This window comes from Pseudomonas sp. B14(2017), from assembly GCF_002113255.1.
Lineage (GTDB): Bacteria > Pseudomonadota > Gammaproteobacteria > Pseudomonadales > Pseudomonadaceae > Aquipseudomonas > Aquipseudomonas putida_Z.
Genome location: NZ_NEJY01000025.1, coordinates 60,072 through 73,818 on the forward strand (window position 1 = coordinate 60,072; position 13,747 = coordinate 73,818).

General features: G+C 66.7%; 11 protein-coding genes. 3 read left to right on the plus strand and 8 right to left on the minus strand.

Features of this window, described 5'->3' with window-relative positions:
• Positions 1 to 60: 60 nt before the first annotated feature.
• The 8 genes from CAG34_RS23915 to CAG34_RS23950 all read right to left on the minus strand — a co-directional run bounded on the left by CAG34_RS23915 (position 61) and on the right by CAG34_RS23950 (position 9,902).
• Positions 61 to 1,452: an aspartate aminotransferase family protein gene (locus CAG34_RS23915; protein WP_085592798.1), complete on the minus strand. Its 1,392-nt coding sequence runs from the start codon at positions 1,450 to 1,452 to the stop codon at positions 61 to 63.
• Between the two features lie 217 nt (positions 1,453 to 1,669).
• On the minus strand, positions 1,670 to 2,992 hold the full coding sequence (locus CAG34_RS23920) for an ATP-binding protein (RefSeq protein ID WP_085592800.1): 1,323 nt from the start codon (positions 2,990 to 2,992) through the stop codon (positions 1,670 to 1,672).
• Positions 2,989 to 3,672, minus strand: a complete 684-nt coding sequence (locus CAG34_RS23925) for a response regulator transcription factor (protein ID WP_025339994.1) — start codon at positions 3,670 to 3,672, stop codon at positions 2,989 to 2,991. Before CAG34_RS23925 ends, CAG34_RS23920 begins: the two co-directional genes overlap by 4 nt.
• A 120-nt stretch (positions 3,673 to 3,792) precedes the next feature.
• The gene (locus CAG34_RS23930) at positions 3,793 to 4,356 is read right to left on the minus strand and encodes an NTP transferase domain-containing protein (protein WP_085592802.1); all 564 of its coding nucleotides are present in this window, start codon (positions 4,354 to 4,356) and stop codon (positions 3,793 to 3,795) included.
• Positions 4,353 to 5,324, minus strand: coding sequence for an XdhC family protein (locus CAG34_RS23935; protein ID WP_085592804.1), 972 nt, complete (start codon positions 5,322 to 5,324; stop codon positions 4,353 to 4,355). Before CAG34_RS23935 ends, CAG34_RS23930 begins: the two co-directional genes overlap by 4 nt.
• A 3-nt stretch (positions 5,325 to 5,327) precedes the next feature.
• Positions 5,328 to 6,539: a cytochrome c gene (locus CAG34_RS23940; protein ID WP_085592806.1), complete on the minus strand. Its 1,212-nt coding sequence runs from the start codon at positions 6,537 to 6,539 to the stop codon at positions 5,328 to 5,330.
• A 2-nt stretch (positions 6,540 to 6,541) separates the two neighbouring features.
• The gene (locus CAG34_RS23945; RefSeq protein WP_085592808.1) at positions 6,542 to 7,078 is read right to left on the minus strand and encodes a (2Fe-2S)-binding protein; all 537 of its coding nucleotides are present in this window, start codon (positions 7,076 to 7,078) and stop codon (positions 6,542 to 6,544) included.
• A complete protein-coding gene (locus CAG34_RS23950; protein ID WP_085592810.1) occupies positions 7,071 to 9,902 on the minus strand; it encodes a xanthine dehydrogenase family protein molybdopterin-binding subunit in 2,832 nt (943 codons plus the stop codon). The genes CAG34_RS23945 and CAG34_RS23950 overlap by 8 nt, the downstream gene beginning before the upstream one ends.
• A gap of 325 nt (positions 9,903 to 10,227) precedes the next feature.
• On the opposite strand from CAG34_RS23950, the gene dsbD reads away from it, so the two are divergent.
• Genes dsbD through dsbG form a run of 3 tightly spaced genes read left to right on the plus strand, consistent with a single transcriptional unit; the run spans position 10,228 to position 13,539 of the window.
• Positions 10,228 to 11,943 carry a protein-disulfide reductase DsbD gene (gene dsbD, locus CAG34_RS23955; RefSeq protein WP_085592813.1) on the plus strand — a complete coding sequence of 572 codons (1,716 nt, stop codon included), beginning with the start codon at positions 10,228 to 10,230 and terminating at the stop codon, positions 11,941 to 11,943.
• Entirely contained in the window at positions 11,943 to 12,779 is an 837-nt protein-coding gene (locus CAG34_RS23960; protein ID WP_085592815.1) for a TlpA disulfide reductase family protein, read from the plus strand. The genes dsbD and CAG34_RS23960 overlap by 1 nt, the downstream gene beginning before the upstream one ends.
• A 1-nt stretch (position 12,780) precedes the next feature.
• Positions 12,781 to 13,539 (plus strand): thiol:disulfide interchange protein DsbG, encoded by a 759-nt coding sequence (dsbG, locus tag CAG34_RS23965; protein ID WP_046615068.1) that lies wholly within the window; start codon positions 12,781 to 12,783, stop codon positions 13,537 to 13,539.
• Positions 13,540 to 13,747 lie beyond the last annotated feature (208 nt).

Here is a 13,747-nt window from a genome sequence, read left to right on the forward strand (position 1 = left end):
GTAGTCCCTGTGGGAGCCGGCTTGCCGGCGATAGGGCCGCGCAGCGGCCCCGGCAATCGATCAGACCGCCGCGATCAGCGCCTCGGCAAAGCGCTGCGCGACCTCATCGATCTGCTCGCCACTGATGATCAACGGCGGCAGGAAGCGCACCACCGCCCCATGCCGCCCACCAAGTTCCAGGATCAGCCCGCGTTTGAGGCACTCGCGCTGCACCTTCGCCGCCAATTCACGGTTGGCCGCCGGATGCCCAAGCGCATCCCGCTGGCCTTGCGGGTCCACCAGCTCCACCCCAAGCATCAGGCCACGCCCGCGAATATCACCCAACTGCGGATAATCCCGCTGCAACTGCTGCAGGTACTGGCGCAGGCGCTGGCCCATGGCCTCGGCATGCTCTGCCAGGCGATACTCGACCAGGTAATCGATCACCGCCGAGCCCGCCGCCATGGCCATCTGGTTACCACGGAAAGTGCCGGCGTGGGCGCCCGGTTTCCAGGTGTCCAGCCAGTCGCGGTACACCACCACCGCCAGCGGCAGGCTGCCGCCGATGGCCTTGGACAAGGTGACCACGTCCGGGATGATGCCGGCATGCTCGAAGGCGAACATGCGCCCGGTACGGGCGAAACCGCTCTGGATCTCATCGACGATCAACGCCACGCCGGCCTGCTCGGTGATACGGCGTACCCCCTTGAGCCACTCGATATCGGCCGGAATCACCCCGCCCTCGCCCTGCACCACCTCGAGGATCACCGCCGCCGGCAGCGGCACGCCGCTTTCCGGGTCGAGCAACAGGTTTTCCAGGTAATGCAGGTTGGCCCTGACCCCGGCTTCGCCGCCCAAGCCGAACGGGCAACGGTAGTCGTAGGGGTACGGCATGAACTGCACACCGTTGCCGAGCAAGGCACCCAGCGGCTGCTTCGGGCCATGGCTGCCCATCAGGCTCAGCGCACCCTGGCTCATGCCATGGTAGGCACCATGGAAGGCCAGCACGGTGCTGCGGCCGGTGGCGCTGCGCACCAGTTTCAGCGCTGCTTCCACTGCATCGGTACCGGTCGGGCCGCAGAACTGGACCTTGGCCTCACGGCGCAACGCCTCGGGCAGCACACCGAACAGGTCCTGGACGAAGCGGTCCTTGACCGGCGTGGTCAGGTCCAGGGTGTGCAACGGCAGCTCATCGGCCAGTACCCGCTGGATCGCCTCGACCACCACCGGGTGGTTGTGGCCCAGCGCCAGGGTGCCGGCGCCGGCCAGGCAGTCGATGAACTGGCGGCCTTCGACATCCTCCACATGGATGCCACGGGCGCGCTTGAGTGCCAGCGGGATGCGCCGCGGGTAGCTGCGAGCGTTGGACTCCTGTTGTTGCTGGCGTTGCAGCAAGGGTGAATCGGTGAACTCGTACAAGGCACGCGGCGCGCTGGCCGGCGGGACCTGGGCAAGGCAGGAAGCGGTGGACATGGGTGAATCCTCGCAAGCAAGCGAAAGTGCGGGTGTTCGTCGCTTGGGAAACGCTTGAGTGCGGGGAGGATTTAGCGGTTGCTGTGGGATTTTTGAAAGCAGGCCCGGCCTCTTCGCGGGTAAACCCGCTCCCACAGGATTGGCACAGATCTCAGCGTTGATGCAGTACCTGTGGGAGCGGGTTTACCCGCGAAGAGGCCGGCACAGGCAATAAAAATCAATGCCCCGAGCGCGCCGGCACTTGCAACAACACCCGCAACCCATCACTGCGGCTGTCGAACTTCAGGCTACCGGCACAACGCTGCACGATCGCCTGCACGATCGCCAGCCCCAGCCCGCATCCACCACTCTGCCCGTTACGCCAGAAGCGCTCGGTCAGGTGTTCCAGGTCCGCCTCGGCAATCCCCGGCCCATGGTCCCGCACCATGAAGCCCACCTGGCCGTCAGCCATCTGCACCTCAAGCTCCACCGCCTCGTCGCCGCCATGGCGCAAGGCGTTGTCCAGCAGGTTGCGCAGCGCCGCCACCGCCAACGGCGCAGGCATGCCCAGGTAGACCTGCGTAGCGGCTTCAGGCAAGCGCAGCACGATGCGCCGGTTGTCACCGCCGCCGGCATCCTGCACCGCCTGCCGGGCCACCTGCTCGGCGCTGCACTGCACGCCATCCTCGAACGACAGGCTGCCCTCCACCCGCGCCAGCATCAACAACTGCTCCAGCGTGCGGTGCATGCGGTCGGCGCCCTGCTCGGCATGTTCCAGCGCCTGCTCACGCACGGCGCCATCGGTCATCCGCGCTACCTGCAGGTGGGTCTTGATCGCCGTCAGCGGGCTGCGCAGTTCATGCGCGGCATCGTCGGTCAGGCGCCGCTCACGCTCGATGGTCTGGGCAATTCGCAGGAACAGCTGGTTCTGGGTTTCCAGCAACGGTTGCAGTTCGCTGGGCATGCCCGCCACCTGCAGCGGCTCGACGCTGTCCGCGCGCCGGCGGCGCAGGGCATCGCGCATGCGGTTGAGCGGCTCCAGGCCCTTGCCCAGGCCGATCCACAACAACCCCAGGCTGCCAAGCAGGGCCATCAGCACCGGCGCCGAGGCTGCCAGCAGGATCGACTGGTTCAGCGCCTCGCGCTCCATGTGCCGGTCGGCGGTGGTGATTCGCACATCGCCATGGTTGTAGGTGAAGGTGCGCCACAGCGCGTCGTCGATGGTCTGGTCACGGAAACCGCTGCGTTCATCGTCCATGACGCCGTCGTGCTTGTGGTTGCTGGCGAGAATCTCGCCACGCAGCGAGCTGACCTGGCAGGCCATGCCGTCCGGCACGCTGAACTGGTCGGCGGAAAAGTGCGCCTCCCCGCCCTTGGCGGTCAGCGGCTGCGGCAGCTGGTCGATCAGCCCGGCAACCATGCGCGCCGAAGCCACCAGGCGCTGGTCGAGGGAGAACATCATCTGCTGGCGCAGGTCGCGCAGCATCCACGCGGCGGCCAGCGCCCAGATGATCACGAAGGCGCTGCCCAGGATCAGGCTCAGGCGTACCCGCAGGCTCATGATGCGGCCTCCTCCGGCGCCTGCGCCGGGCCCAGCCGGTAGCCCAGGCCGCGCACGGTCTCGACGATGCCGTTGCCCAGCTTGCGCCGCAGATGGTGGATATGCACGTTCAGGGCATTGCTCTCGACTTCGTCGCTGAAGCCGTACACGCAGTCTTTGAGCTGCTCGCCGGACAGCACCCGCCCGGGGTTCTGCAGCAGCGCCTGGAGCAATGCCTGTTCACGCCGGGACAGGTCGACCGGCTGGCCGGCCAGGGTTGCCTCGCAGCTGCTCGGGTCGTAGCGCAGCGGGCCGTGTTCGATCACATTCACCGCCCGCCCGGCCACCCGCCGCAGCAGGGTGTGCAGGCGAGCAGCCAGCTCGCGCAGGTCGAACGGCTTGAGCAGGTAATCGTCGGCGCCGGCCTGCAGGCCATCGACCCGGTCGGTGACCGCATCACGGGCAGTGAGCACCAGCACTGGCAGCGTCTCGCCTTTCTCGCGCAGGCGGCGCAATAGCTTCAGGCCGTCTTCGTCGGGCAGGCCAAGGTCGAGAATCATCACGTCGAACTGCGCGGCCTGCAGCATCGCCCGTGCATCGGCGGCGTTGCCCACACGGTCCACGGTCAGGCCCTGGGCGGTAAGGCCGGCGCAGATGCCGGCGGCGATCAGGTCGTCGTCCTCACAGAGCAGAACGTGCATGGCGGGGCTCCCGGAATGGTGTGGCTGGCATTGCACCTTGGGCAGATTAAGGGGGGATTATGGACCTTTTGTGGGGTGGATTGTGGTGTTCGTCTTGGGTGCGATGGCGAACACCAGTGCCTAAATCAACCCCTGCGGCGTATCTACATCCAGCAACACCCCAGCATCCTCCACCTCAACCACCACGCAACGATCCCGATGCGCTTGCACCACCGACCGGGCCCCTTCATCCCCGGCAAGCTGCCCCAGCGCCGGCCAGAAGTCGCGGCCGAAGACCACCGGGTGCCCCTGCTGCCCCGCATGGCGCGGCAACACGATGGTCGAGGTGGTGGCCGCCTCGGCCAACCGACGCAAGGTGGCCGATTCGATCCAAGGCATATCACCCAGCAAGATCGCCACCGCCTGCGCCTGGCTGTCACCCAACGACCTGGCGCCGGCTGCCAGGCTATGCCCCATCCCCGACGCCGCATCCGGGCTGGCGATAACCCGGCAATCGGCAGGCAAGGCAAAATCCTCGCTCCACTCGCCCGCGCGCAACACCACGCGCACATCATCGAACACCGCTTGGGCCCGTTCCACACTATGCGCCAGCAGGCTGCGACCATCAGCCAAGGTCGCCCGGCGCTTGTCTGAACCGAAACGCGTGCCGCGGCCTGCCGCCAGCACCAGCGCAACCACGCTCACAGCGCGCCCCGCTCGATGCCGTTGCGCACCCGCAGAATGTCGGCCAGCACCGCCAAAGCGATCTCGGCCGGGGTCTTGCTGCCCAGGTTGAGGCCGATCGGGGCGTGGATGCGGCCCAGTTCGACCTCGCCCAGGCCACCGATCCGCCGCAGGCGTTCGCGGCGCTTGTCGGAGGTCACCCGGGAGCCCATCACACCGATATAGAACGCCTCGGTGCGCACCGCTTCGAGCATGGCCAGGTCATCGATCTTCGGGTCGTGGGTCAGCGCGACCACGGCTGTGTCGGCATGGCAACCGCCATGGGCGATGAACTCCGATGGCAGCTCGCGGCGCACTTCGATGCCATCCAGCCGCACGCCGTCGAGCACTTCGTCACGCGGCTCGCAAAGGATGACTTCGAAGCCCATGCCCTTGCCGAACTCGGCACAGAAATGCGCGACGCTGGAGTACCCGGCCAACAGCAGACGCTGGGCGGCCCCTACACGCAAGCGTACACAGGCACTTTCACGCTGCACACGCGGCCCCTGGCTGTGGTCATCGGCAAGCAGGCGCCTGCCCTCGGGCAGGCTCACTTCACGCAGCACGCGGCGCTGGCCCTGCAATGCGCTTTCCAGCTCACGCAGGTGCGCCTGCACCTCGCATTCGGCCGGCAGGTTCTCCACCAGCACTTCCAGCACGCCGCCACAGGGCAGGCGGATGCTCGAACGCGAGTCGCTGCCATCGCCATAACGCACGATGGCCACTGGCTCGGGAAACTCCCCCCGGCCCACGCGCTCGAGGAAGTCGTCTTCGACGCAGCCACCGGACAGCGAACCGAGCCACTGCCCGCTGGCGTTCACCGCCAGCAGCGAGCCCGGTGCACGGGGCGCCGAGCCATAGGTGGCGAGCACCGTGCACAACCACACCCGCTGGCCGCCGCACGACCACTGCAACGCCTGGCGGACCACCTGTAGATCGAGATGCTGCACCCTTTACTCCGCCTTCAGCTCGGCGAGCTGCTGTACGCTCAGGTCACCGGGCAATCCACCCCAGGCCTGGCGCAGGTAGTTGACCATATCCGCCACCTGCTGGTCATCGAGCTTGTCGGCAAAGCCCGGCATCGGCTGCATGCGCTCGAAGCCGGTGAACTGCTGCTCACGGATGCCTTCGAGGACCACCTTGACCAGGTTGCGCGAGTCGGCCTGGCGCAGCACCGTGTTGCCGCGCATGGCCACGGCAATGTGCGGCTTGCCCTCGCCGTCCACCCCATGGCAGCCGGCGCAGACATTCAGGTACTGCTGGCGGCCGCGCTTGGCGCTTTCGCTCATCTGCTCCAGCGCCACCGCCTGGATGGCCTTGGCCGGCGGTGGCTGGTCACCCAGCAGGTAGGTGGCCATGGCCGCCAGGTCGGCATCCTCCAGGTGCTGGGTGCTGTGGTGCACCACCGGGAACATTTCGTTGAACATGCTGCCCTGGGCACTGATGCCGTGCTTGAGGAAGGTGGTCAGGTCCGGCTGGGTCCAGCCGCGCTCGGCCAGGTCCTGGGCCAGCAGGCTCGGGGCCAGGTAGCCACCCAGCAGGCCGCCGCTCAGGCGCTGGTCCTGCTGCAACGCACCGATCGGGTTGCGCGGGGTATGGCACTCGCCGCAATGGCCCATGACTTCGACCATGTACTGCCCACGCTGCCAGGCCGGGCTTTTGCCCTCGGTCGGCTGCAGTTGAACGCTTTTACCGTACAGCATGTTCCAGCCGCTCAGCCCCTGGCGCACGTTGAACGGAAAGCGCAACGCAGTCTGCGGTGCCGGGCGGTTGATTGGCGGCACGGTCATCAGGTAGGCGAGGATCGCGTCCGAATCTTCGCGCTTGATCAGGTGGTACGAGGTGTACGGCATCGCCGGGTAGAGGTTGGCGCCGTCCTTGCGCTTGCCCTCGGTTACCGCGGCGAAGAATTCGTCGGCGCTGTAGTTGCCGATGCCGTACTGCTTGTCCGGGGTGATGTTGCTGCCGTAAATGGTGCCGAACGGCGAATGGATCGGCAGGCCGCCGGCGTACGGCGCGCCGCCTTCGGCGGTGTGGCAGGCCATGCAGTCGGCCGCGCGGGCCAGGTATTCACCGCGCTTGACCTGCGCCTGGTCGGCTGCCTGGGCAAGCGAGGTAATGGCAAGGCCGAGAGCCAGCGCCAGTGCGCTACGAACAAGACCCATGCTCAACCCTCCTTGACCAGGCCAAGGTCGTTGAGCACCGTGCGGGTGGCGTCGTAGTAACGCACGTAGCCGGTGCAACGGCAGATGTGGTGGCCCAGGCTCGCCTCGATGCGGTCTTCCACCTCGCTTTTCCTCAACGGCTGGCGCTGGGCGGTTTCCACCAGCACCGTGGCGGCATTGACGAAGCCCGGCGCGCAGTAGCTGCACTGGAAGGCGAACAGGTCGACGAACTTCTGCTGGATCGGGTTCAGCGTGAGGTTGCCAGCCTCGTCCTGTCTGGCATGGCCCTCGATGGTGCGGACCTTCTTGCCCTCGAAGTAATGCGCGCCGGTAATGCAGGTGCGCACCTCCTCGCTGGTGCCGTCGGGGTTGTCGACGATCACCACGCAGGCGTGGCAGATGCCCTGGCCGCAGCCCAGGCGCGAGCCGGTGAGGTTCTGGTGTTCGTGCAGGTAGTCGATCATCGCCAGGTCGTCGGGGACCTCGACCGGGCCGACCGGTTGACCGTTGAGAGTCAGTTGCAGTGGACGGTTAGCCATTGAGGGCCTCCTTGATACGGGCTGGGGTGATGGGGAGATCGCGAACGCGCTTGCCGATGGCATGCGCGACGGCATTGCCGATGGCACCGACGACCGGGATCATCACCACCTCGGCGATGCCCTTGGACGGGTCGGTCGGTGACAGCGGCGGGAGGATTTCGCTGGTCTGCTGCCACACCGCCACGTCGCGCGCGTGCGGCAGGCGGTAGCGGTTGAAGTTCCAGTCGCCCTCCCCGGGCCCGCCCTCGTACAACGGCATTTCTTCGGTCAAGGCATGGCCGATGCCCATGGCGATACCGCCCTCGAGCTGGCCCTTGACCAGTTCCGGCACCAGCACCCGGCCGCACTCGACCCAGCTGTGGTGGTTGAGCACCTGCACCTCGTGAGTGCCTTTGTTCACCTTGACTTCGACAATGGTCGCCACCGGGCTGTAGTAGGTGACCATGGCGTTGTTCAGCTGGGTGTCGGGATAGGCGGCGTTCTGCCGGTCGAGCAGGTGGTAGCCGTGGCTGATCATCTGCGCCTTCTTGGCGTTCACCGCGCCATCGCCGTACTTCACCGCCACCGCGTCGAGCGGGAAGCGTTCGCGCACGCCGTCGATGACGAAGTCGGCCTCGGCCCAGCTCCAGCGGTTGAAACCGTGCACGCTGACGCCGGTGACCAGGCCCATGTCATGGGCCTTTTGTGCCAGCTGGGCGAACGGGATCGGTGACAGGCCGTTGCCGGTCAGCTCGCCGTTGACCCATACCGCATTCTCGCGGCGCACCACCAGCGGGTTGGCCTGGCCGCCGTACGGGCCCTGGCGCCAGATGGCCATGGCCGCCGGCCACAGACCGTGGTTGAACAGCACGCGTGCCGCTTCGCGGGTGGCATGGCTGAAGTAGAAGGCCGAGTTGGTCGCCGACGACGGCGAAGCAAGCTTGCCGACCCAGCGCGGGTTGCGCAGCGCGGCGTCCTGCTCGGGCTGGCTGATCAGGTACGGGTTGCCGCTGGTGGTCAGCTGCAGCTCCGGCCATTCGGTGACCGCGGTCTTCACCTCGTCGGCCGAGCGGCCAAGGAAATCGCTGACCACCAGGGCCTGGGAGGTGGACATGCCGGTACCCAGCTCGGTGCCGATGTGGCGCAGGCTGATGCGCCCGTCGCGGCTGAATTCGATGCTGGCCATGGGGGCTTCGGAGCCGGTGCCGAAGTCTTTCTGGCAGATGGCAAAGCCCACGCCATACCAGTGGTCCGGGTCCTTTGCGTCCATCTGCTGCTTGCGCGCATCGCGGTTGCGCCACCAGTCGTGCACGGCGGCCTTGTCGAGAATCTCGTACAGGCGCAGGGCGCCGGCCGGGACCGCGCCCTGGGTGTTCTTCATGCCCGACTTCAGCGCGTTGGCGCGGCGCAGGTCGATGGCATCGACGCCCAGGCGCCCGGCGATCTCATCCACCATCATTTCGGTGGCGGCCATGGTCTGCAGGGTGCCGTAGCCGCGCATGGAGCCGGCCTCGACGCCACGGGAATGATAGGCAGTGACCGACAGGTCGTTCTGCGGCATGTAGTAGATCGACTGCGCCGCCGTGGCCCCCACCGCTGCCACCGACGGGCTGTAGTTGATACGCCCGCCGCCGTCGCAGCTCATGTCGGCGCGGAAGATCTTGAAGCTGTTGTCCTTCTTGTCCACCGCCAACTGGTAGCGGATATCGAAGGCATGGCGCTTGATGCCGCTCTGGAACTGCTCGTAGCGGTCGTTGGCCAGGCGGATCGGCACACCGGCGCCATACAGCGCGGCCACGGCGGCGTAGAAGACGAAGATGTTGTTGTCTTTCGAGCCGTAGCCCACGGTATAGCCAGGGTGCATGTTCAGCGTGTTCAGGGCGAAGCGCGACGGCTTGATCATGTGCACGCATTCCTGCGCCACTTCGAACGGGCACTGGGTCGCGACCACGAAGTGCAGCGTGCCGCTGGCCGGGTCGTACCAGCCGTTGCCGTTGTCCGGCTCCAGGGCGGCCGGCTCGATGGACGGCGTCTTGTAGCGCTCGTCGAACACCAGCCAGTCCTCGGGTGGGTTATCCAGCTGCTCGCCCATGCGCTTGGCGTAGAACAGGCCCTGCTCGGTCAGGTCGCCATGCTGGTTGGGCTGCTTCGACCACACCGGCTTGCGGTTGAGGATGGTGGGGAACAGCATGGAATTCTTCAGGCTGGAAAATTCATCGTCGTCGAACGGCGTGGCACCGCCCACGCGCACGAAGCGGAAGCTGCCGTAGGGGTCGCGCTGGTACAGCGGCGCCTGGGCGCCATAACGGATCGCCTGGTCGTTGAACTGCAGCTTGCGCTTGGCCTGGCGGAAGCGCTCGAAGTCGTGCCAGATCAGGATCGCCACCGGGTGGCCGATGAACATCGGCACCTTGCCGGGCGGCAGCAGCGGGTCGGGCGAGTGGGCCTCGGGCCAGGCGATGCCGTCCTTTTCCAGGTCGGCCGCGGTGACGATGCGGTCCGGCTGCAGGTCGGCGCCAAGCAGGCTGAGGTCATGGCCGGCATAGATACGGTCGGCCTTGGTCGCCTTGAGCAGCAGCGCATGCCCCTGCTGCACGGGCCAGCCGGGCATGTCCTTGGCACGGATGTCGCGGGCGAACACCTTGTCGCCGCACACCTTGGACAAGGCATCGTTACGGAAACGCGCCTTGCCGTCATGGTTCATCCACTTCTGCGGCGAGGTGGTGACGCGTTCCTCCATCAGCGCGGCGAATGCCTGGCTGCCGAGCGGCGCCATGGTCACGCCGACACCAGCGATCAGGCCGCCTTGCAGGAAGGCGCGCCGGGAAATATCACGGTTGGACATGCTTGATCCTCTGGGCAGCAGGGGGACTGCCCTTTTTTTGATTCTGGTACTAGCCTGAAAAGCTGACCTGTACGTCAACTTTACAGCAATTGTGTTGCCGCAGGCAAAGTCAAGTCGACAATATGTCGCGACATGTCTGGGATCTGGGGCGGAAATTGTTCTGGGGCTGGTAGGTGTTTGTCTTAGGATCCCCCAGGCGCAGACAATCCCACGGCAAACACCTGCAAGCCCTGATGCGCCCCCCCTGACCAAAAACCAGAGTTAACCTTGGGTTAATCGACCCAAGCCAGCATGACCCCTTTCAACGTACTGCCAAGGCGAAGACATGCGCGTCCTCCTGCTCTTCCTGACACTGCTGCTGGCCGGCCCGTTGCAGGCCAACCCGTTCGATGTCAAACCGGACTTCCTGCCGGTCAACCAGGCCTTCGTGCTTACCCACGACCGCCAGGCCGACGGCCAGATGCGCCTGTTCTTTCAGATCCAGCCTGGCTACTACCTGTATCAGAAACGCCTGAAGTTCGACGGCCTGCCTGCCGAACAGCACCCGCAACTGCCGGCCGCCCTCAACCATCACGACGAGTTCTTCGGCGACAGTGCGGTGTACCGCGACCAGCTCGAACTGCTGCTCCCGGCCGATGCCCGGGGCCAGCTGCGCCTGGGCTGGCAGGGCTGTGCCGACGCCGGCCTGTGCTACCCGCCGCAAACCACGTTGGTCGACCTGGGTGGCAGTGTGGCGCCGGCGGCCGAACAAGCCAGTGACCAGGCCCTGGCCAGCGACCTGCAACAAGGCCACCTGGCCTGGAGCCTGCTGGCGTTCTTCGGCCTGGGCCTGTTGCTGGCCTTTACCCCCTGCTCGCTGCCGATGCTGCCGATCCTCGCCGGGCTGGTAATGGGCAATGGCGCCAGTGCCCGGCGCGGCTGGATACTGGCCGGGGTCTATGTACTGAGCATGGCCCTGGTGTATGCCGCCCTGGGCGTGGTCGCCGCGCTGCTGGGTGCCAGCCTGCAGGCCTGGCTGCAGCAACCCTGGCTGCTGGGCAGCCTGGCGGGGCTTTTCGTGCTGCTGGCCCTGCCGATGTTCGGCGCCTTCGAACTGCAACTGCCCGCCGCCGTGCGTGACCGCCTCGACCGCGCCGGGCAAGGTACCCGTGGCGGCAACCTGTATGGCGCGGCGCTGCTCGGCGCGCTGTCCGGCCTGCTGATGGGCCCGTGCATGACCGCGCCGTTGGCCGGCGCGCTGCTGTACATCGCCCAGAGCGGCGACGTGCTGCAGGGGGCGCTGGTGCTGTTCAGCCTCGGCCTGGGCATGGGCGTGCCGCTGCTGTTGCTGGTAACCCTCGGCAACCGCTTCCTGCCCCGCCCGGGCGCCTGGATGAACCGGGTCAAGGGCGTGTTCGGCTTCGTGTTCCTGGGCATGGCGCTATACACCTTGCGCAGCCTGCTGCCCGCAGCATTGCTGCTGGCCCTGAGCGGCGCCTTGCTGATTGCCCTGGCCTGGGCTGCCTGGCCGGCCCTGCAGCGGTTGCCGGCGTTGCGCGCGTTGCCGCTGCTGGGTGCCCTGTGGGGCGGCCTGCTGCTGGTGGGGGCGGCGGCCGGTGGCGACGACCTCTGGCAGCCGCTGCGCCCGTTCGCCGGTGGCGGCGCTGCGCCGGCTACCGGCCAGCACACCGAGGACGCCTTCGTCACCGTCAGCCGCCCCGAAGACCTGCAACGCGAACTGGATGCAGCCAAGGCCCGTGGCCAGTGGGTGATGCTCGACTACTATGCCGATTGGTGCGTGTCGTGCAAGGTCATGGAAAAACAGGTGTTCGCCCGCAGCGACGTGCAGGCCGGCCTGGCCGGTGTGCACCTGCTGCGCCTGGACGTAACCGCCGACACCCCGGCCAGCCAGGCCCTGCTGCAGCGCTACCAGGTACCTGGCCCGCCCAGCATCATTTGGGTCGGCCCGGAAGGCAACGAACGCCGCGCGCGGCGCATCACTGGTGAGGTGGACGCAGCCGCCTTCCTGCAACACTGGACCCAGACCAGGAGCCAAGGCTGATGCTGACCGTAACCCTCGGGCCACTGACCATGGCCCTCAACCACCTGCTGATGCTCACCGCCCTGGTGATCGCCAGCATGGTCGGCTGGTGGGTCGCCCGGCGTGGCGGCGAGAGCCCGGAATCGGCACTGTTCAACCTGTTCCTGATCGGCCTGCTGTGCGCACGCGCCGGCTTCGTGCTGGCCTACTGGCCGATGTACCAGGACGATCTGCTGCAGATCATCGATATCCGTGATGGCGGCTTCCTGTTCTGGTCGGGCCTTGCCGGCATCGTGCTCGGCGCCCTGTGGCAGGGCTGGCGCCATCCGGGCCTGCGCCGTCCGCTGGGCTGGGCGCTGTTCAGCGGCGCGCTGTTCTGGGGCCTGGCCAGCCTCGGTGGCCACCTGTACAGCAAGGGCACCGAACTGCCCGAGCTGAGCCTGCGCAAGGCCAACGGCCAATCCGTAGCGTTGCACAGCTACCGCGGCAAACCGCTGGTCATCAACATCTGGGCCACCTGGTGCCCACCCTGCCGACGCGAAATGCCGGTGCTGCAACAGGCGCAAAGCGCTTACCCGCACGTGACCTTCCTGTTCGTCAACCAGGGCGAGACCCCGGAAAACGTCAGCACCTTCCTCGCCACCACCGGCCTGAGCCTGACCCACGTGCTGTTCGACGGCACCGGCCTGCTGGCCCAGCGCGTCGGCTCCATGGCCCTGCCCACCACCCTGTTCTACGACGCCGACGGGCGCCTGGTCGGCAGCCATCTGGGCGAGCTGTCCCGGGCCAGCCTGCGCCACGCCCTGGAGCCTTTCGACCGGGCCACCGCGCCCGCCCCTGCCGCACAAGGAAACTGACATGCGACTGACTGCACTGCTGCCCCTGTCCCTGGCCCTGCTGGCTGCCCCCACCCTGCAGGCCGAAGAGCTGCCCAAGGCGATTGCGCAACTACAAGCCAAGGGCGCCGTGATCAAAGGCAGCTTCGACGCCCCCAACGGCCTGCGCGGGTATGCCGCCGAGTACCAGAACAACGGCCTGGCGCTGTACCTCACCCCTGACGGCAAGCATGTACTGGTCGGCAGCCTGTTCGACGAACAGGGCAACGACCTCAGTGCCGAGCCGCTGAAAAAGCTGGTGTATGCGCCGATGAGCAAGGAAATCTGGGCGAAGATGGAGAAAACCTCCTGGATCGCTGACGGCAAGGACGATGCACCGCGCAAGGTGTACCTGTTCAGCGACCCCAACTGCCCGTACTGCAACATGTTCTGGGAGCAGGCACGGCCGTGGGTGGAGTCGGGCAAGGTGCAGTTGCGCCATATCATGGTCGGCATCATCCGCGAGGACAGCCCGGGCAAGTCGGCGGCGCTGCTGGCGGCGAAAGACCCGGCCAAGGCACTGCACGAGCATGAAAAAGCGGGCAAGGCCAGCAAGTTGAAGGCACTGGAGCAGGTGCCGGAGGCGGTGCAGCAAAAGCTGGCGGCGAACATGGCGCTGATGGAAGAGATGGGTTTGCAGGCGACCCCGGCGATCTTCTATCAGGATGACCAGGGTAACCTGCAGAGCCAGCAAGGCGCGCCGCGTCCGGAGTTGCTTGGGAAGATTCTCGGCAAGCGCTGATGTGAAATCGCCGGGGCTGCCTTGCAGCCCATTCGCAGCACAAGGCTGTGGCGGCCCTGTGGGAGCGGGCAAGCCCGCGAAGAACTCAACGCGGTTTATGGCACCGGCTGCGCCGGTGTTCGCGGGCATGCCCGCTCCCACAGGTGCAGCGCCAAACCTCGAGAACAACGCCGTATCTGTAGGAGCGGCCTTGTGTCGCGAAAGGGCC